The sequence below is a fragment of the Kitasatospora sp. GAS204B genome, from assembly GCF_029892155.1.
In the GTDB taxonomy this organism is placed as follows: domain Bacteria; phylum Actinomycetota; class Actinomycetes; order Streptomycetales; family Streptomycetaceae; genus Kitasatospora.
This window is the reverse complement of the sequence record NZ_JARZAG010000001.1, coordinates 336,385-355,615: the sequence shown is the minus strand read 5'-3', so window position 1 is coordinate 355,615 and position 19,231 is coordinate 336,385. Positions and strand designations below refer to the sequence as shown.

The 19,231-nt window shown below is 72.0% G+C and carries 17 protein-coding genes; 11 read left to right on the top strand and 6 right to left on the bottom strand.

Annotated features, from left to right (window positions below):
• Positions 1 to 13: 13 nt before the first annotated feature.
• Positions 14 to 688: a transketolase gene (locus P3T41_RS01680; protein ID WP_280687105.1), complete on the bottom strand. Its 675-nt coding sequence runs from the start codon at positions 686 to 688 to the stop codon at positions 14 to 16.
• Positions 689 to 743: 55 nt separating this feature from the next.
• Here P3T41_RS01680 and soxR point away from each other — a divergent pair, with 55 nt between their 5' ends.
• Both soxR and P3T41_RS01670 read left to right on the top strand, forming a co-directional pair.
• On the top strand, positions 744 to 1,196 hold the full coding sequence (gene soxR, locus P3T41_RS01675; RefSeq protein ID WP_280687104.1) for a redox-sensitive transcriptional activator SoxR: 453 nt from the start codon (positions 744 to 746) through the stop codon (positions 1,194 to 1,196).
• A 145-nt stretch (positions 1,197 to 1,341) separates the two neighbouring features.
• The gene (locus tag P3T41_RS01670; protein WP_280687103.1) at positions 1,342 to 1,719 is read left to right on the top strand and encodes a hypothetical protein; all 378 of its coding nucleotides are present in this window, start codon (positions 1,342 to 1,344) and stop codon (positions 1,717 to 1,719) included.
• A gap of 95 nt (positions 1,720 to 1,814) precedes the next feature.
• Here the strand turns inward: P3T41_RS01670 and coaE are convergent, their stop codons facing one another.
• Both coaE and P3T41_RS01660 read right to left on the bottom strand, forming a co-directional pair.
• The gene (gene coaE / locus P3T41_RS01665; protein WP_280687102.1) at positions 1,815 to 2,411 is read right to left on the bottom strand and encodes a dephospho-CoA kinase; all 597 of its coding nucleotides are present in this window, start codon (positions 2,409 to 2,411) and stop codon (positions 1,815 to 1,817) included.
• A 9-nt stretch (positions 2,412 to 2,420) separates the two neighbouring features.
• Positions 2,421 to 3,071, bottom strand: coding sequence for an MBL fold metallo-hydrolase (locus P3T41_RS01660; RefSeq protein WP_280687101.1), 651 nt, complete (start codon positions 3,069 to 3,071; stop codon positions 2,421 to 2,423).
• Positions 3,072 to 3,133: 62 nt separating this feature from the next.
• Between P3T41_RS01660 and P3T41_RS01655 the strand changes: the two genes are divergently transcribed.
• Both P3T41_RS01655 and P3T41_RS01650 read left to right on the top strand, forming a co-directional pair.
• Complete coding sequence (locus P3T41_RS01655; protein WP_280687100.1) at positions 3,134 to 3,565, top strand: MarR family transcriptional regulator; 432 nt, start codon at positions 3,134 to 3,136, stop codon at positions 3,563 to 3,565.
• Positions 3,566 to 3,637: 72 nt separating this feature from the next.
• Positions 3,638 to 3,787, top strand: a complete 150-nt coding sequence (locus tag P3T41_RS01650) for a hypothetical protein (protein WP_280687099.1) — start codon at positions 3,638 to 3,640, stop codon at positions 3,785 to 3,787.
• Here the strand turns inward: P3T41_RS01650 and P3T41_RS01645 are convergent.
• Positions 3,774 to 5,915, bottom strand: coding sequence for an MMPL family transporter (locus P3T41_RS01645; RefSeq protein ID WP_280687098.1), 2,142 nt, complete (start codon positions 5,913 to 5,915; stop codon positions 3,774 to 3,776). The two genes, P3T41_RS01650 and P3T41_RS01645, sit on opposite strands and share 14 nt — an antisense overlap.
• Positions 5,916 to 6,229: 314 nt before the next feature.
• Entirely contained in the window at positions 6,230 to 7,720 is a 1,491-nt protein-coding gene (gene rpsA / locus P3T41_RS01640) for a 30S ribosomal protein S1 (protein WP_280687097.1), read from the bottom strand.
• Between the two features lie 438 nt (positions 7,721 to 8,158).
• On the opposite strand from rpsA, the gene P3T41_RS01635 reads away from it, so the two are divergent.
• The 4 genes from P3T41_RS01635 (at position 8,159) to P3T41_RS01620 (ending at position 12,833) form a co-directional block, all read left to right on the top strand.
• Positions 8,159 to 9,025 (top strand): class I SAM-dependent methyltransferase, encoded by an 867-nt coding sequence (locus tag P3T41_RS01635; RefSeq protein WP_280687096.1) that lies wholly within the window; start codon positions 8,159 to 8,161, stop codon positions 9,023 to 9,025.
• Between the two features lie 29 nt (positions 9,026 to 9,054).
• Positions 9,055 to 11,553 (top strand): ATP-dependent helicase HrpB, encoded by a 2,499-nt coding sequence (gene hrpB / locus P3T41_RS01630; RefSeq protein WP_280687095.1) that lies wholly within the window; start codon positions 9,055 to 9,057, stop codon positions 11,551 to 11,553.
• 224 nt (positions 11,554 to 11,777) lie between these two features.
• Complete coding sequence (locus P3T41_RS01625) at positions 11,778 to 12,167, top strand: hypothetical protein (protein ID WP_280687094.1); 390 nt, start codon at positions 11,778 to 11,780, stop codon at positions 12,165 to 12,167.
• A 120-nt stretch (positions 12,168 to 12,287) separates the two neighbouring features.
• Positions 12,288 to 12,833, top strand: a complete 546-nt coding sequence (locus tag P3T41_RS01620; protein ID WP_280687093.1) for a Uma2 family endonuclease — start codon at positions 12,288 to 12,290, stop codon at positions 12,831 to 12,833.
• A gap of 46 nt (positions 12,834 to 12,879) precedes the next feature.
• Here P3T41_RS01620 and polA read toward each other — a convergent pair whose 3' ends face one another.
• A complete protein-coding gene (gene polA, locus P3T41_RS01615; RefSeq protein ID WP_280687092.1) occupies positions 12,880 to 15,633 on the bottom strand; it encodes a DNA polymerase I in 2,754 nt (917 codons plus the stop codon).
• 203 nt (positions 15,634 to 15,836) lie between these two features.
• Between polA and P3T41_RS01610 the strand changes: the two genes are divergently transcribed.
• From P3T41_RS01610 to P3T41_RS01600, 3 genes are all read left to right on the top strand, one after another.
• Complete coding sequence (locus tag P3T41_RS01610; RefSeq protein ID WP_280687091.1) at positions 15,837 to 16,316, top strand: hotdog fold thioesterase; 480 nt, start codon at positions 15,837 to 15,839, stop codon at positions 16,314 to 16,316.
• A gap of 623 nt (positions 16,317 to 16,939) precedes the next feature.
• A complete protein-coding gene (locus tag P3T41_RS01605; protein WP_280687090.1) occupies positions 16,940 to 18,169 on the top strand; it encodes a branched-chain amino acid ABC transporter substrate-binding protein in 1,230 nt (409 codons plus the stop codon).
• A gap of 117 nt (positions 18,170 to 18,286) precedes the next feature.
• Positions 18,287 to 19,216, top strand: coding sequence for a branched-chain amino acid ABC transporter permease (locus P3T41_RS01600; RefSeq protein ID WP_280687089.1), 930 nt, complete (start codon positions 18,287 to 18,289; stop codon positions 19,214 to 19,216).
• Positions 19,217 to 19,231 lie beyond the last annotated feature (15 nt).

Below are 19,231 nucleotides of genomic sequence, written 5' to 3'. Positions count from 1 at the left end.
CTGTCTCCCCCTGCTAGTTCTTCGGCTCGACGCGGGCGATCACGGCGTGCGGCCGGCCCGGGTGCTCGGTGGTGAAGGCGGCGTACAGCGCCTGGTGGTCGTGGCCGTCGACGGTCACCGCCGACCAGCCGGCCGCCGCGAAGCGGGCCGCGATCCCGCCCGGCCAACCGTGCGTGGCCGAGGAGTTGTCGATCACGACGGCGTGCAGCCGGTCCAGCGCGACCGCCCCGGCGTAAGCGACGGCCTCGTGGTTGCTGCCCTCGTCGAACTCGGCGTCCCCGAGCAGCGTCCAGACGGCCGGCCCGGTCAGCCCCTGGGCGCGCAGCCCGAGCGCGGTGCCGACGGCCAGCGGCAGACCGTGCCCGAGCGAGCCGGAGCCGATCTCCACGCCCGGGATCAGCATGCGGTCGGGGTGGTGGCCCAACGGCGAGTGGTAGCCGCCGAAGCCGTCCAGCCACTCCTCGGGCAGTAGGCCCTTGGCCGCGAGCACCGCGTAGTAGGCCATCGGCCCATGGCCCTTGGAGAGCAGGAACCGGTCCCGCTCGGGGTCGGCGGGGTCCGCCACCCGCAACACCCGCTCGTACAGCACCCAGAGCGCGTCGAGGGTGGAGGTGGCCGCCGGGCCGTGCTTCTCGGCTCCGGTCATCCGGCTCAGCAGGCCGGGCAGTTCCCCGTAGGTCTTCGTCATGCGACCAGCCTGCTACTTCAAGCCGACTTGAGGTCAAGCCCTAGGATCTGACCCCATGAACGCCCACCTCAGCATCGGCGAACTCGCCGCCCGCAGCGGCCTGGCCCCCTCCGCGCTGCGCTACTACGAGGAACTCGGCCTGATCCACGCCGACCGCACCGCCGGCGGCCGGCGCGTCTTCGCCCGCCAGACCCTGCGCCGGGTCGCCTTCATCCGCGCCGCCCAGGCTGTCGGCCTCTCGCTGGAGGAAGCCCGCGCCGCGATGGCCGGCCTCCCCGTCGACCGCTCCCCCACCAGCGCCGAGTGGCGCCCGGTGGCCACCAGCTGGCAGGCCAGGATCGACGAGCAGATCGCCGACCTACAACGCCTGCGCGACCACCTCACCGGCTGCATCGGCTGCGGCTGCCTCTCGCTCGGCAAGTGCGCCCTCTACAACCCGCACGACGTCCAGGGCGCTCAGGGCCCGGGTGCCCGCAAGCTGCTCGCCCGGCACGCTCGCTCCGTCTAGCGAGCGCCCTCCCCCAGAGCCGATGCTTCGCATTCCATCGAAAGTGGGGTTTGGCTCACGTCGAGCACTGCCGGCTGCCGATGATCCCGGTGGAGCGAGACCCCGGTCCCACGGGCTCGCCACACGCTGTAAGGAGACGACGCAGATGATGCGAAGCAAGATCGTGCTGGGCGCCTGTGCGTTGGCGGTCACGCTGGCCGCCGGCGCGGGTTTGACCGCGCAGGCCAACGCCGATGCCACCGACGGCGCGCAGCAGGGCCAGCCGGCGGCCGCCAGCCGGGCAATCGAGGGCTACCAGCTCGTCACGCTGCCCAACGCGAACGTGCGCAACTTCGAGCGCCGGACCGTCCGCTGCCCGGAGGGCAAGAAGGCCCTCGGCGGCGGCGCCGAGGCCCGGGGCAACAACTCGGTGCTGAACGGCAGCTTCCCGACCGACGACGGCAACGGCTGGATCGGCATCGGCCACCAGCCCGGAAGCGAGAGTGTGGGCATCAGCGTCTACGTGATCTGCGCCCGGGCCTGAGCCTGACCAGCTGAGGTGACGGGGCGGCGGCAACCGGCGCTGCCGCCCCGTGGCCCTAGGCTGCCGCCATGATCCCTGCGGCAACCGCTGGGACCTCATCCAGCCGTCGAACTGAGCCGCTCCCACAGGGCCTTGACCCGCTCGGCCAGCTCGGCCGGCGAACCGTTGTTCTCCACCACCAGGTCGGCCACCGCCAGCCGCTGCTCGCGACTGGCCTGGGCGGCCATCCGGGCCCGGGCCTCCGATTCGGCCATCCCGCGCAGCCGGACCAGGCGGTCCAGCCGGACCTCCTGGTCGGCGTCGACCACGATCACCTGGTCGAAGAGCGGCCGCAGCCCGTTCTCGGCGAGCAGCGGCACGTCGTGGACCACGATGGCATCGGGCGCGGCGGCCGCCTCCAGCTGCGCCGAGCGCTCCCGGACCAGTGGGTGGACGATCGCGTTCAGCGCCGCCAGCCGCTCGGGGTCGCCGAAGACGATCGCGCCGAGCGCGGGCCGATCCAGCGCGCCGTCCGCGCCGAGCACGCCGGGACCGAACTCCGCGACCACCGCCGCCAGTCCGGGCGTGCCGGGGGCGACCACCTCACGGGCGATCAGGTCGGAGTCGATCAGCACCGCGCCGTAGGAGACCAGCAGGTCCGCCACCGCGCTCTTGCCCGCCCCGATGCCACCGGTGAGTCCGATCTTCCGCATGGCGGCAGACTACACAGCGCCCAGTTCCAGGCCCGTGCCGGGCTGCAGGAAGGAGTACGGCGCCCCGGTCCCGGGCCCGTGCTCGCCCAGGAAGCGCTCGCCGATGCTGCGACCGATCTCGCTGAGCACCGCGTCGTGGATGCCCAGCACCCGCTCCGGCTTGACCTCGCGCACGTAGTCGATCAGCTCGCCGACCTTGTTCCACGGGCCGGCCATCGGCAGCAGCAGGGTCCGCACCGGGTGCTCGGGCACGGTCAGCGCGTCCCCGGGGTGGAAGAGCAGCCCGCCGGCCAGCCGGAACCCGATGTTCCCCACCTGCGGAAGGTCGGGGTGGATGACGGCATGCCACTCGCCGTGCACCGAGACGTCGATCCCGCCGACGTCGAACGCGTCCCCGGCGCCGACCACGGTGACGGCGGCGCCGAGGCCGGCCAGCTGGTCGGCGACCGCGCGGTTGGTCCAGATCCGCAGGCCGGGGTTGGCGGCCAGGGCGGCGCGGACCTGGTCCTCGGTGAAGTGGTCGAAGTGCTCGTGGGTGATCAGCAGCGCGTCGGCACCCTCGACCGCCTCGGGTTCGGTGAACAGACCCGGGTCGATGACGAGAGTGGTGTCGTTCTGCTCGATGCGGACGCACGCATGTCCGAACTTGGTCAGCTTCATGAGCAGAACTGTACAGCAGTGCTGTGCAGTTCTGCTGTGCATATTTTCGTTAGACTGGGTCCATGACCAGTGCGCCGCCCCCTGCCCCCGCCTCGCTCCAGCTGGCCGCCGACCTGCGAGCCACCCTCGGCGAGCTGGTCCGCCACGTTCGGCAGGAGTCGGCGCTGCCGCAGAACCAGGCCGGCGCGCTCGGCTGGCTGGTCCGCGAGGGCCCGCACACCACCGCCGAGCTGGCCGACCGCCAGCGGGTGCGCCACCAGTCGATGGCCCGCACCGTCACGCTGCTGCTCCAGGCCGGCCTGATCCGCCAGGAACGCCACCCCACCGACGGGCGCAAGCTCGTGCTGACCGCCACCGAGGCGGGCCGGGCCACCCTTCAGGACCAGCGCCGGCGCCGGGAGAACCAACTGGCCGAGGCGATCGAGCGCGAGCTGACCGAGGCGGAGCGGCTCACTCTCGCCCAGGCCGTCGACCTCCTGCGGCGGATCAGCTGACCCACAGTCACCTTTGCACCCCGACACGCGTTAGCAGGACGCACTGTCCCGTCCACCCCTAAGGACCCTCGCGTGATCTCCCTGCGCAACTCGCTGCTGCTCACCGTCGCCCTCTGCGGCCTGATCCTGACCGGCGCAGGCGCCGCCGCCGCCTGCGACTCCGCCAACCTCGGCGGCGCGCTCAACTCCGGCTTCGGCAACGCCTGCGTCAACGGCGAGTGAGCTCCGGTTCGACGAGCTCCACCTCGACGGGCTCCGGTTCGGGGCTGCGCGGGCCGGGCACCGAGGCGCCGGCGGCCACCTCCAGCGGCGGCAGCGCCACGTGCTCGCGCAGCCCGAACCGGGCGTAGAGCTTGCGCAGCGGCGCGGGCGCCCACCAGTTGAACTCACCGAAGAGCGACATCATGGCCGGCACCAGCAGGCACCGGACCACGGTGGCGTCCACCGCCACCGCCACCGCCAACGCGATGCCCATCTCCTTGACCATCAGCATCTGCCCGGCCGCGAACCCGGCGAAGACGATCACCATCAGCAGCGCCGCCGAGGTGATGATCCGCCCGCTGCGCTGCAACCCCAGTTGCACGGACTGCTTGCAGTCGTAGCCCTGGTCCCGCAGCTCCTTGATCCGGGCCAGCAGGAAGACCTCGTAGTCCATCGAGAGACCGAAGGCGAAGGCGAAGACGAGCACCGGGATGAAGGTCTCCAGGCCCCCGGTCGGGGCGAACCCGAGCAGCCCGCTGAACCAGCCGTGCTGGAAGACCATGGTCAGCGCGCCCAGCGAGCAGCCCAGCGAGAGCAGGTTCATCAGCAGCGCCTTGATCGGCATCACCACCGAGCCGGTCATCAGGAAGAGCAGCACCAGGGTGCCGATCGCGACCAGCCCCAGCGCCCACGGCCCGCGACTGGCCAGCTCGTGCTGGAAGTCGACCACGCTCGCCGCGTCCCCGGTGACGTAGGTGGTCAGCCCGCCCCGATCCGCGCGCAGCTCGTCCACCACCTGCTTGGCCGTGCCGCCCTGCGGGTCGCCGTGCACCAGCACGTCGACGGTGCTCAGGTCCGGGCCGACCGACTGCACCGCGCGCACCCCGGCGACCCCGGGCAGCTTGGCCACCACGTCGTCGGCGTAGTGGGCGACCGCCTGCTCGGCGCCGTGCACCACCACCGTCACCGGTGCAGGCGCCAGCTGCGGGAACTGCTGCGCGATGGTGTCCGAGACCTGACGGCCGGCCGAACTGGTGGGCAGCACGGCGGCGCCGGTGGAGCGCATGTCGGCGTGCAGGAACGGCGCGCCGGCCAGGGTCAGCAGCGTGACGCAGACCAGCGCGACCGGCACCGCGCGGCGCTGCACCCGGCGCACCGTCCGAGCGAAGAAGCCCTCGTCGGGTTCGGCGTGCTTGGGCGGCTTGATCCGGTGCCCGGCGAAGCCCAGCAGCGCGGGGATCAGGGTGAGCGCGGCGAGTACCGCGATCACCACCACGCTGACCCCGGCGGCGGCCACCGCCCGGAAGACCGGACTGGTGAAGACGAAGAGCCCGCTGAGCGCGACCGCCACGGTCAGTCCGGAGAAGGCGACGGTGCGCCCGGCCGTCGCAGCCGTCCGCTCGACGGCGGCGGCGATCTCGGCGCCGCGCCCGCGTTCCTCCCGGAACCGGTTGACCATCAGCAGCGCGTAGTCGATCGACAGGCCCAGGCCCAGCACGGTGGCGATCGGCAGCACGGTGGTGTCGATGCTCATGATCTGGCTGAAACCGAACATCGCCAGCAGCGCCCCACCGACCGAGGCGACCGCGCCGATCACCGGCAGGCTGGCCGCGGCGAGGCCGCCGAAGACCAGCACCATCACGATCAAGGTGAGCGGCAGGGTGACGATCTCGCCGAACTTGGTGTCGGACTGGGTCTGTGCCTTGACCTCGTGCTGGAGCACCAGGTCGCCGCCGATCGTGACGTGCGTGCCGGGCGCCTGCACGGCCGCGAGCCGCTGGCTGACCGCCTGCTGCTGCGCGGAGCCGGCGTCCGCAGTCATCCGCACGTTGACCAGGCTGGACGCACCGTCGGCGGAGCGCAGCGCCTGCTGCCCGCTCTGGTAGGCATCGGAGACCGAGAGCACGCCGGGCAGCTTGGCCAGGTCCTGCGCGGCGACGGTCACCGCGTCGCGCACCGCCGGGGTGTCCACCGGCTGCCCGGCGATCACGGCGGTGACCGTCCCGGAGGACGGATCGGCGGCGGCGACCAGGTTGGTCCCCTGAACCGACTCGTAGCCGCCGGAGGAGGTGTTGGTGACCGACCCCTCGAAGACCCGGCCGCCGATCAGCACCCCGAGCGCGAGCACGGCAACCCAGAAGGCGAGCACCCAACGCCGGTGACGATGGCAGAACCGGCCGAGCGCGGCGAGCTTGCCGGGAGCGGCAGCCGACGATGAGGGTGGAGCAGCGGAAAGGCGCATCAAGCGGAAGGCCTAGCGTGCGGGGCGAGGTGGCCCAGACGGGCAACTCATCCAACGCTAGGTGTTCCGCCCTAAAACACTCATAAGATCGCGATGAGCGCCTTATCACACCAAAGCGACACCACCGGGGGAACCCGGACAGAACATGACAGTGGGCCCCCACCCGGTAACCCCGGGTGGGGGCCCACTCAGTTCAACTCACGCGGAGTCGCGCTGTGCGATCAGCTCTGGCCGCCGGCCAGCTTCTCGCGCAGGGCGGCCAGCGCCTCGTCCGAGGCGAGGGCGCCGGCGCCCTCGTCGCTGGAGGAGGAGTAGTTGCCACCGGCGGCGGCGGCAACCGCGTCGCCACCCTCGGCAGCGGCCTCGGCGTCGGCCTCGCGGCTCTTGATGACCTGGGCCTGGTGCTGCTCGAAGCGGGTCTGCGCCTCGGCGTACTGGCGCTCCCACTCCTCACGCTGCTTCTCGTAGCCGGGCAGCCAGTCGTTCGCCTCGGGGTCGAAGCCCTCCGGGTAGATGTAGTTGCCCTGGTCGTCGTACGAGGCGGCCATGCCGTACAGGGTCGGGTCGAACTCGACCGAGGCCGGGTCGGCACCGAGCGACTCGTTGGCCTGCTTCAGCGAGAGGCTGATGCGACGACGCTCGAGGTCGATGTCGATGACCTTGACGAAGATCTCGTCGCCGACCTGGACGACCTGCTCCGGGATCTCCACGTGGCGCTCGGCCAGCTCGGAGATGTGGACCAGACCCTCGATGCCCTCGTCCACGCGGACGAACGCACCGAACGGAACCAGCTTGGTGACCTTACCGGGGACGACCTGACCGATCTGGTGCGTCCGCGCGAACTGCTGCCACGGGTCCTCCTGGGTCGCCTTCAGCGACAGGGAGACGCGCTCGCGGTCCATGTCCACGTCGAGAACCTCGACGGTGACCTCCTGGCCGACCTCGACAACCTCGGACGGGTGGTCGATGTGCTTCCAGGACAGCTCGGAGACGTGAACGAGACCGTCGACGCCACCCAGGTCCACGAAGGCACCGAAGTTGACGATCGAGGAGACGACGCCGGAGCGCACCTGACCCTTCTGCAGGGTGGTGAGGAAGGTCTGGCGGACCTCGCTCTGGGTCTGCTCCAGCCAGGCACGGCGGGACAGGACCACGTTGTTGCGGTTCTTGTCCAGCTCGATGATCTTGGCCTCGAGCTCCTTGCCCACGTAGGGCTGCAGGTCGCGCACGCGGCGCATCTCGACCAGCGACGCCGGGAGGAAGCCACGGAGGCCGATGTCGAGGATGAGACCACCCTTGACGACCTCGATGACGGTACCGGTGACGATCCCGTCCTCTTCCTTGATCTTCTCGATCGTGCCCCAGGCGCGCTCGTACTGTGCGCGCTTCTTGGACAGGATCAGACGACCCTCCTTGTCCTCCTTCTGGAGAACCAGGGCCTCGATCTCGTCGCCGACCTTGACGACCTCGTGCGGGTCAACGTCGTGCTTGATCGAGAGCTCGCGGGAGGGGATGACACCCTCGGTCTTGTAACCGATGTCGAGGAGCACCTCGTCACGGTCGACCTTCACGATGATGCCCTCAACGATGTCGCCATCGTTGAAGTACTTGATGGTCTCGTCGATCGCCGCGAGGAATGCTTCCGCGTCGCCGATGTCGTTGACCGCAACCTGCGGGGTGGTGCTGACAGAGGTGTCGGTGGGGCTCGTCATTAGGAAAAGGGCTCCGGTACGGACATGAAGTCGTAGGTAATGCCACGCGGGGGCCCGGTTCGCTACCACCGAAAGCCGGACAGCCAAGAGCACGGCCCACCATTCCCAGATTCCAGGAGGTGTCCGTCTTGCGACCGTGGGGTCTTCGACAGATGCGAGCGCGACCTGCTCCGTCCGAGGCGCACAGGCCCGCAGCGCAACTTGTAGCATACGGGGACAGCCGGACACGGTCAACGCCGAAGGCGACGAGACCGTCCAGGCTGGTATGGATCAGGCCATATCCTCCAACTGCGCACCTCACGCGACCTGCCGGCCGACGTGGGGAGTGGCAGCCGACAGGGGCCCGGCTCCCCGGATGCCACCGCCTGATCCCGTCCCCGAGGGGCCGGTGCCAAGCAGCGGCGCTTTCCGCAACCCCTACCCTACGCGAGGCGCATCATGACTCTTGACACCACCCCTGGCACCTGGGGTGCGGAGCCGGAGGGGGGCCCGGACAGCGGCCCGGAAGATGACGACGTCGCGCTGCGCCGCCAGGCCGCGCCCGAGGAGAGCAGCCGGGCCAGCCGGCACTGGTGGGACCGCAACGCCGACGAGTACCAGGACGAGCACGGGGCGTTCCTCGGCGACGACCGCTTCACCTGGTGCCCCGAGGGGCTGGACGAGGCGCAGGCCGAGTTGCTCGGCGAGGTGGCCGGCCGCGAGGTGCTGGAGATCGGCGCGGGCGCGGCACAGTGCTCGCGCTGGCTGCGCGCGCAGGGTGCCCGCCCCGTGGCACTCGACATCTCGCACCGGCAGTTGCAGCACTCGCGGCGGATCGACCTCTCCCGGGGCGACGAGCCGATCGCCCTGGTGCAGGCGGACGCCGCGGTGCTGCCGTTCGCGGACGGCTCCTTCGACCTGGCCTGCTCGGCCTACGGGGCGGTGCCGTTCAGCGCGGACACCGCGGCGCTGATGCGCGAGGTGCACCGCGTGCTGCGGCCCGGCGGGCGGTGGGTCTTCTCGGTCACCCACCCGATCCGCTGGGCGTTCCCCGACGAACCGGGGGCGGCCGGACTGACCGCGACCGCCTCCTACTTCGACCGCACGCCCTACGTCGAGCAGGACGAGCAGGGGCGGGCCAGCTACGTGGAGCACCACCGCACGCTGGGCGACCGGGTGCGCGAGCTGGTGGCGGCCGGGTTCACCCTGCTCGACCTGGTGGAGCCGGAGTGGCCGGCCGAGCTGGAGCAGGAGTGGGGCGGCTGGAGCCCGCTGCGCGGCCGGCACATCCCGGGGACGGCGATCTTCGTCTGCGGGCGGGGCTGAGTCTCCGGGCGGTCTGGATACTTGGCCTCGTGACTCTCGACCTGCCCGTCCGCACCGCGCTGCCCGCGCTGACCGCCGCCCTCGACGAACGCGCGGTGGCCGTGCTTTCGGCCCCGCCCGGCACCGGGAAGACGACGCTGGTGCCGCTCGCGTTGGCCGGCCTGCTGGACGCCGGCGCGCCCGTGCGCCGGGTGCTGGTGGCCGAGCCGCGGCGGCTCGCGGTGCGGGCGGCCTCGCGCCGGATGGCCTGGCTGCTGGGCGAGAAGCCGGGCGGGCGAGTGGGGCACACGGTGCGTGGGGAGCGGGTGGTGGGGCCGCAGACGGTGGTCGAGGTGGTCACCACCGGGGTGCTGCTGCAGCGGCTGCAGCGCGATCCGGAGCTGCCCGGCGTGGACCTGGTGCTGCTGGACGAGTGCCACGAGCGGCACCTGGACGCGGACACCGCGCTCGCCTTCCTGCTGGACGTCCGCGAGACGCTGCGGCCCGAGCTGGCGGTGCTGGTCGCCTCGGCCACCTCGGACACCGCGGCCTGGGCCGAACTCCTGGGCGACGCACCGGTGGTGGCGGCACACGGGATCGCCCACCCGGTCGAGGTGGTGTGGGCGCCCCCGCCGCGCGCCGTCCGCCCGCCGCACGGCACCCGCACCGACCCCGCGCTGCTGGAGCACGTCGCGGCCGTGGTGCGCCGGGCGCTGGCCGAGCGCGGCGGTGACCTGCTCTGCTTCCTGCCGGGCGTGGGCGAGATCGCCCGGGTGGCCGGGCAACTCGGCGCGCTGCCCGGCGTCGACGTCCTCCAACTGCACGGGCAGGCTCCGGCGGCCGTGCAGGACGCGGCGCTCGCGGTCGGTGCGCGGCGGCGGGTCATCCTGGCCACCTCGGTCGCCGAGTCCTCGCTGACCGTGCCGGGCGTGCGGATCGTGGTGGACAGCGGGCTGGCCCGCGAGCCGCGCACCGACCACGCGCGCGGGCTGGGCAGCCTGGTCACCGTGCGGGCCTCGCTGGCGGCCGGCCGGCAACGGGCGGGCCGAGCAGGGCGCGAGGCACCGGGGACGGTCTACCGCTGCTGGGCCGAGGTGGCGGACGCCCGCGCACCGCGCTTCCCGACCCCCGAGATCGCCCTGGCCGACCTGACCGGCTTCGCCCTGCAGGCCGCCTGCTGGGGCGACCCCGACGCCGGCGGGCTCGCGCTGCCCGATCCGCCACCGGCCGGGGCGATGGCGGCCGCCCGGCAGACGCTGCTCGCGCTCGGGGCGGTGACACCGGACGGGCGCGCGACCGAGCGCGGCCGCCGGTTCGCCCGCACCGGCCTGCACCCGCGGCTGGCACGTGCGTTGCTCGACGGTGCGTCGGCGGTGGGCGCCCGGCGCGCGGCCGAGATCGTCGCGCTGCTCTCCGAGGAACCCCCGCGCGAGCTGGGTGACGACCTGTCAGCGGTGTGGCGTGCGGTGCGGGACGCAAGCACGCCGTACGCGGCCCGCTGGCGGCAGGAGGTCCGGCGCCTGCGGGCCCAGGTGACCGCAGGCGACCGCGAGCTGCCGGACGCGGCCGCCGCCGGCCTGCTGGTCGCGCTGGCCCACCCCGAGCGGGTGGCCCGGGCCCGCAGCGGCGCCTTCCTGATGGCCTCCGGCACCGCCGCCGAGACCGCGCCGGGATCGCCGCTGAGCGGCGCACCCTGGCTGGCCATCGCGGTCGCCGACCGGCCCGCCGGCGCCGCCTCGGCACGCATCCAGCGGGCGGTGCCGATCGACGAGAGCACCGCGCGCAGCGCCGCCGCGCACCTGCTCACCGAACGCGACGAGGTGTACTGGGCCGTGCCACCCGGCAGCCGGCGCGGCGAACTGACGGCCCGTCGGCTCACCGCGCTGGGCGCGCTCGAACTGGACGCCGCCCAACTCGCCCGCCCCGACCCGGCGCTGGTGCGGGCCGCGCTGCTGGACGGCCTGGCCCGCGAGGGCGTCAGCGAACTGCTGCGCTGGCCGGAGGGCGCGAGCTCGCTGCGCGCGCGGCTGGCCTTCCTGCACCAGGCGCTCGGCGCGCCCTGGCCGGACGTCAGCGACCAGGCCCTGCTCGCGGCAGCCGACGACTGGCTGGAACCGGAACTCTCCCGGGCCCGGCGGCGCGCCGACCTGGAGCGCCTCGACGTCGGCTCGGCGCTGCAGCGCCTGCTGCCCTGGGCCACCGGCGAGGCCGGCCGGCTGGACGAGCTGGCCCCCGAGCGGATCACCGTCCCGACCGGCTCGCGGATCCGGGTGGACTACTCCACCGAGCGCCCGGTGCTCGCCGTCAAACTCCAGGAACTCTTCGGCTGGGCGTCCGCCCCGGCCCTGGCCGGCGGCCGGATCCCGCTCACCATCCACCTGCTCTCCCCCGCCGGCCGCCCCGCCGCCGTCACCGGCGACCTGGCCACCTTCTGGCGCGAGGGCTACCGCGCCGTCCGCGCCGACCTGCGCGGCCGCTACCCGCGGCATCCGTGGCCCGAGGACCCGACGACGGCGGAGCCCACCCGGCGGGCGAACCCGAGGAAGTGACGGGGCGTCAGGGGATCGGGGGGTACTGGATGGGCAGCGGCGCGGTCGGCAGGGGCAGTGGGATGCCGCTCTGGACCGGGTCACAGGGCGGGTACTGATTGATGCTGTGCGGCGGGCAGGGCGCCGGTCCCGGTGGGGTACCGACGACGCAGGATGTTCCGCAAGGCACCGGTGGGATGTCGTGCGGGTCCGTCGAGCGCGGCTGAGCCGAGGGCTGGGCCGGCTTGGCGGTCGCCCGTGCCGTGCTGCGCGGCTTGGGCGCGGCCGTGGTGGCGGGCGGCTCGGTACGGGTGGGCGCGGCGCTGGTCGCGGGCGGCGTGGCCGATGGCGGGGGCGAGCTCGGGGTCGGCGAGGCGGACGGCGTCGGGCTGTCGCTGGCCGACGGCGCAGCGCTGCTCGCCGCCGGAACCGGCGCCGAGTGGGCCCGGGCCGTGGAGCCCCCGCCCGCCGCGAGCCAGGTGGCGCCGCCGGCCAGCACCAGCACCCCCGCCGCGACCGCGAGCGCGCCGCCCCGGCGCTCGCCGAGCCGTCCGAGCAGGGCGCGCATCGCTCCGCTGCCCTCGTCGCTCGGCTGCTGCTGCTCGTTCTCGGACGCCTGCCCCGCCCTCGTATAGGTCCACCAAGATCAGGAGCGGATCCTAGCGGGCGGACCGGGCCGGCACGCGAGCCCCCGCGAGTGACCCCGGGCCATGAGTCGGCCGTCTACGCTGGGGCGAGTCGGCCCTGGAGGACAGATGTACGCGCACCACCTCGACCTGATCGAGCAAGCCCGAAGGATCGCGCCGAAGAACATCAAGGTCGAGTTCTCCGGCGAGGTGATCATCATGCAGGCCTCGCCGTCGGGTATCCACCAGCGCAACCTCGCCCTGATCCAGCGCCAGTTCGAGGCGCACGCACCCGAGGGCTACCTGGCGACCGGGAACTCCGATCTGTCGTCGCCCGCGGTCGGCAAGCTACGCAACCCGGACCTGACCTACCTCCCCGAGGACGCGATGGCGACCACGGAGAACAGGATTCCCGCCGAACTCGCCCTGATCGCCGTCGAGATCGTCTCGCCCTCGAACCCGGAGAACGACTGGGAGGGAAAGGTCCGGGACTATCCCCAGATGGGGATCCCCGCCTACCTGATCGTCGATCCCGGGCAGAAGACCGTGACGCTGCTCAGCGAACCCGAGAACGACCGCTACCGGCTCCGGGAGGACGCCGTCTTCGGGGAATCCGTCCACATCCCGGCGCCCTTCGGTTTCGTCCTGGACACCACCGGCCTGCTGCCGTACTGATCGCAGCCGGCCGCCGGACCCCGCACGGAGCCCGGCGGCCCGACCATCAGTGCGCCGCCGCCTCCCAGTCGGGCCCGACGCCGACCGAGACGTCCAGCGGGGCGCGCAGGTCGTAGGCGCCGGCCATCTGCTCGCGGACGATCGCCTCGACGGGCTCGCGCTCGCCCGGGGCCAGCTCCAGGACGATTTCGTCGTGCACCTGGAGCAGCATCCGGGAGCTGAGCTTCGCCTCGGTCAGCGCCGCGTCCACCCGGAGCATCGCGATCTTCACGATGTCGGCGGCCGAGCCCTGCACGGGGGCGTTGAGGGCCATCCGCTCGGCCATCTCGCGGCGCTGGCGGTTGTCGCTGGTCAGGTCCGGCAGGTAGCGGCGGCGGCCGAGCAGGGTCTCGGTGTACCCGGTCGCGCGGGCCTCCTCGACCACCCGGTGCAGGTACTCGCGGATCCCGCCGAAGCGCTCGAAGTAGGTGTCCATCAGGCCCTGCGCCTCGGCCGGCTTGATGCCGAGCTGCTGGGAGAGCCCGAAGGCGGAGAGCCCGTAGGCCAGACCGTAGGACATCGCCTTGATCTTGCGGCGCATCTCGGCGTCCACCTGGGCGGGCGCCACGCTGAAGACCGAGGAGGCGACCGTGGTGTGCAGGTCCTCGCCGGTGGCGAAGGCCTCGATCAGCGCCTCGTCCTCGGAGAGGTGGGCCATGATCCGCAGCTCGATCTGCGAGTAGTCGGCGGTCAGCAGCGACTCGTACCCGTCGCCGACCATGAAGGCGCGCCGGATCAGGCGGCCCTCCTCGGTGCGGACCGGGATGTTCTGCAGGTTCGGGTCCTGCGAGGAGAGCCGGCCGGTGGCGGCGACCATCTGGTTGAAGGTGGTGTGGATCCGGCCCTGCGGCGAGACCGTCTTGAGCAGGCCCTCGACCGTGGTGCGCAGCTTGGCCTGGTCGCGGTGGCGCAGCAGGATGACCGGCAGCTCGTTCTCGGTCTGGGCGGCCAGCCAGGTCAGCGCGTCGGCGTCGGTGGTGTAGCCGGTCTTGATCTTCTTGGTCTTGGGCAGGCCCAGCTCGTTGAAGAGGATCTCCTGGAGCTGCTTGGGCGAGCCGAGGTTGAACTCCCGCCCGGCGGCGCGGTGCGCCTCCTCCACCACCCGCTGGATCTCGGCGGCGAACTGGCTCTCCAGCGACTGCAGCCATGCGCGGTCGGCGGCGATGCCGGTGCGCTCCATCCGGGCCAGCAGCGCGGCGATCGGCAGCTCCATGTCGCGGATCAGCTCGACCGCGCCGTGCTCGGCCAGCCGGCCCTCGAAGAGCTCGGCCAGGTCGAGCACGGTGCGGGCCTGGACCATCAGCGCCTGGGCGCCTGCCGTCGGGTCGTCCTCGGGGGCGTCGAAGGCGAGCTGACCGCTCTCGGCGGCCTCGACGGGCGCCAGCGAACGGCCCAGGTACTCCTCGGCGAGCACCTCCAGGGTGAAGGTGCGCCGGCCCGGCTTCTCCAGGTAGGCGGCGAGCGCGGTGTCGGCGGCCACGCCCTCGATCTGCCAGCCCTGTTCGGCGAAGGCCCGGATCACCTGCTTGGCGATGTGCAGCGCCTTGGGGCGCGCGGCATCGGCCAGCCAGCCGGCGAAGGCCCGCTCGTCGGCCTCGGTCAGCTGGGCGGGGTCGAACCAGGCGGCACTCTCGGCGGTGGCCAGCGCCACCTCCTGGACCGAACCGCTGCCCAGCGCCCACTGGTAGACGGCGGCCAGCGCGACCGGGGCGGGCCCGGCGGCGTGATCAGCCAGCCAGCCGGCCAGCGCGCCAGGCTCGGTCAGCAGCTCGCCCGCGACCTCCACACCCGGCGCGGTCTCGGCGGCGGCCGTCTCCGAGACGGCGCCCACGTCCAGCGCGAAGACCCGCTCGCGGAAGTTGGGGTTGCGGAACTCCAGGGACTCCATCAGCTGCCCGACGGCCTCCCGGTCGAACGGCTCACGGCCCAGATCGGCCACCCCGAGCGGCAGTTCGACGTCCCGCACCAGCTCGGTGAGCACCCGGTTGCGCTTGACCGAGTCGAGGTGCTCGCGCAGCTTCTCGCCGATCTTGCCCTTGACCTCGTCGGCCCTGGCCACCAGCTCGTCGAAGGAGCCGAACTGGTTGACCCACTTGGCGGCGGTCTTCTCGCCGACGCCGGGGATGCCGGGGAGGTTGTCCGACGGGTCGCCGCGCAGCGCCGCCAGGTCCGGGTACTGGCTGGGCGTCACGCCGTACTTCTCGGCGACCTTCTCGGGGGTGTAGCGGGTCAGCTCGGAGACACCCTTGGTGGGGTAGAGCACGGTGGTGTGCTCGGTGACCAGTTGCAGTGCGTCGCGGTCGCCGGTGACGATCAGCACCTCGAAGCCGGCCGCCTCGGCGGCGGTGGCCAGGGTGGCGATGATGTCGTCGGCCTCGAAGCCCTCCAGCGACATCCGGGGCACCTTCATCGCGTCCAGCAGCTCGCCGATCAGGCCGACCTGGCTGCGGAACTCGTCGGGGGTCTTGGCCCGGTTGGCCTTGTAGTCCGGGAACTCCTCGGAGCGGAAGGTCTTGCGCGACACGTCGAAGGCGACCGCGAGGTGGGTGGGGGCCTCGTCGCGCACCGTGTTGGCGACCATCGAGGCGAAGCCGTAGACCGCGTTGGTCGGCTGCCCGGTGGTGGTGTTGAAGTTCTCCACCGGCAGGGCGTAGAACGCTCGGTACGCCAGGGAATGGCCGTCGAGCAGCATCAGCCGGGGCCGCGCCCCGGCCGCCCCGCCCGTACTGCCCGCGCTCTGCCCCGCACTCCGCTGCGCCACGTCAACGTCCGTTCCTAGCCGATCCAGCAACTACCGCCCTCGATCCTAGGGCGCCGCACCGACAACCCGAACCGGCAACACCGCCCGCTCGCGGGCGGGCCAGCGCCCACATCGGACGGTCCCGGTCGTACGATCACGAAAGGCGATCACGACCGAAGATCACGACCGAAGATCAGATCACCGGCGACCAGGAGAGATGACCGATGACCGAGCAGCCCCCCACCGAAACCGTCGCCCAGGCCCCCCTGGTGCTGGACGTGCCGCAGGACGTGCTGGACCACTTCGCCAAGCTCGGCGTGGAGCCCAGCACCTTCTCCGGGGGCACCCTCGGCGACAAGATGGGCATCCGGGTGGTGGAGGCCTCCGGTGACCGGGTGGTCGGCACCATGCCGGTCGAGGGCAACCAGCAGCCCTACGGCCTGCTGCACGGCGGCGCCTCGGCGGCGCTGGCCGAGACGCTCGGGTCGATAGCGGCGATGCTGCACGCGGGCCCCGGCCGGTACGCGGTGGGCGTGGACCTCAACGTGACCCACCACCGCTCGGCCACCTCCGGGCTGGTCACCGGCGTGGCCACCGCCGTCTTCAAGGGCCGCACCGCGGCCACCTACGAGATCGCGATCACCGACGACACCGGGCGCCGGATCACCAGCTGCCGGCTGACCTGCGCGCTGCGCGACCTCTGACCGCACCACCGGCGACCGCTCCACCGGCGACCGCACCACCGGCACGAATCGCCGGCCCGACCAGACCCACGCGCCCCCTCCGTTTGGCCACCGCCCGCACTGGGCAGGTCCTTGGCCGACGAGGGGGCGCCGTCATGTGCAGGGCCGGCCGAGCAGGCGACAGCGACTCCCCTCTGTGACGTTGCGTAACATTATGGCCAGGCCCGCTACGCATCGGCGGCCCTGCGCGCAGCGCCTGGCAGGGCTGCCGACACTGCGTCAGGTCCGCATTCCGGACGCGGGTGACCAGACGGCCCCACTCGGACAATCATGTCCGCTCACCGAACAGATCGCCCATCACCACCTCGTTCCCCGGCCATTGGGACAGTACCTGACGATTCGTCAGAAACAGTGAGACCTCCGGCGCTCCCCGAAAGTCCAGCATGCGAGACGCCAGCATAAGGTGCTCATAACAAGAGAATCACAGCAGGCGCACACCCCTGCCACCGGCCGCCCGGCCGCTCTAGAGTCACGGCCAGTCACCGCGCCACCGGATCGAGCCAACCAGATCGGGCTGCCCCAGTGCGCGAACCGGCCGCGGCCGCCCACGGCCCGCTGCCTTCACACCAGAAGGGGAACCCCTCGTGCGTCATCGTTCACTGCTTGTGCTGAGCATCGCCCTCACCGGAGCCCTCACCGTCACCGCCTGCGGCTCCCGCGGCGGGAACAAGTCCAGCAGCAACAGCGCGTCCGGCGGCCTGACGGTCACCATCGGCGTCGACGCCCCGCTCTCCGGCCAGAACTCCGCCACCGGCCTGGGCATCCAGTACGGCGTGCAGATCGCCGTGGACGACGCCAACGCCAACCACCTGGTGCCGGGCGTCACGTTCAAGGTCAAGGCCCTGGACGACCAGGCCCAGCCCGCCACCGGCCAGCAGAACGCCACCGGCCTGGTCGCCGACTCCAGCGTGCTCGGCGTCGTCGGCCCGCTCAACTCCGGTGTGGCGCAGTCCATGCAGCAGGTGTTCGCGACCGCCAACCTGGTCGAGATCTCGCCGTCCAACACCAACCCCACGCTCACCCAGGGCCCCAACTGGGCCAGCGGCCAGAAGACCCGCGCTTACAAGACCTACTTCCGCACCGCGACCACCGACGCCCTGCAGGGCGCCTTCGCCGCCCAGTACGCCAGCGCCGCCGGCAAGAAGAACGCCTTCGTGGTGGACGACAAGCAGGCCTACGGCGCGGGCCTGGCCGGCATCTTCAAGGACGCCTTCGCCAAGGACGGCGGCCAGATCGCCGGCACCGACCACGTCAACACCGGGGACAAGGACTTCTCCACCCTGGTCACCAAGATCAAGTCCTCCGGCGCCGACCTGCTCTACTACGGCGGCCAGTACGACGAGGCCTCGCTGCTCTCCAAGCAGCTCAAGGCGGCCGGCGCCAACATCCCGCTGTTCGGCGGCGACGGCATCTTCTCCGCCACCTACATCTCCACCGCCGGCGCCGGCTCCGAAGGCGACCTGGCCACCTCGGTCGGCGTCCCGGTCGACACCCTGGCCACCGCCAAGGACTTCATCGCCAAGTACAAGGCCGCCAACTACCCCGGCGACTACGGCACCTACGGCGGCTACTCGTACGACGCCGCCACCGCGATCATCAAGTCGATCGGCAGCGTGGTCAGCGCCAACAACGGCAAGCTGCCCAGCGACGCGCGCGCCAAGGTGGTGGCCGGCGTGCAGGCCAGCGACTTCGACGGCATCGCCGGACACGTCTCCTTCGACCAGTACGGCGACACCACCAACAAGCAGCTGACCGTGTACCAGGTCACCAGCGGCAAGTGGGCCTCGGTCAAGACCGGCACCTTCAACGGCTGACCCGCACCACCCGACCCGCCACGGGGCCGCCCGCGCGAAGACCGCGCGCGCGGCCCCGCGTCCCCCCTCACTCCGCGCGCACCACGCGACGCCGGCACCACCGACCTGGAGGCTGCGGTGCACACCCTGCCGCAACAACTCGCCAACGGCCTTTTCCTAGGCTCGACATACGGGCTGATCGCCATCGGATACACGATGGTCTACGGCATCGTGCAGCTCATCAACTTCGCCCACGGCGAGATCTTCATGACCGGAGGCTTCGGCGCGCTCACCGTCTACCTGGTGCTGCCGCACGGCACCAGCCTCTGGCTCGCGCTGCCCCTGATGCTGATCGGCGGCGCCCTCACCTCGGTGCTGATCGCGCTCGGTGCCGAACGCTTCGCCTACCGCCCGCTGCGCAACGCCCCCAGGCTGGCACCGCTGATCGCCGCCATCGGCCTCTCGCTCGCCCTGCAGCAGGCCGTGCACAACCTCTACCCCAAGGCCACCAGCCCCCGCGCCTTCCCCCAACTGGCCGCCGGACCCTGGCACCTGGCCGGCATCCGGATCCAGTCCGGTGACCTGTTCACCGTGCTCGCCGCCCCGATCTGCATGATCATCCTGGCCCTGTTCGTGCAGCGCTCGCGCACCGGACGCGCCATGCAGGCCACCGCCCAGGACCCGGACACCGCACAGCTGATGGGCATCGACACCAACAAGATCATCGCCGCCGCCTTCGGCATCGGCGCCCTCTTCGCCGCCGTCGCCGCCGTCTGCTACGGCCTGCGCTACGGCGAGGTCGACTACAGCATGGGCTTCCAGGCCGGCCTCAAGGCCTTCACCGCCGCCGTTCTCGGCGGCATCGGCAACATCTACGGCGCGATGCTCGGCGGCCTGGTGCTCGGCCTCGCCGAAGCCCTCGCCACCGCCTACATCTCCAACGTCCCCGGCATGCAACAGCTCGGCGGCGGCAGTTGGGCCGACGTGTGGGCCTTCGTCCTGCTCATCCTGGTCCTGCTGCTGCGACCGCAAGGACTACTCGGCGAACGAGTAGCGGACCGGGCCTGAGGCGAGAGGAGAACC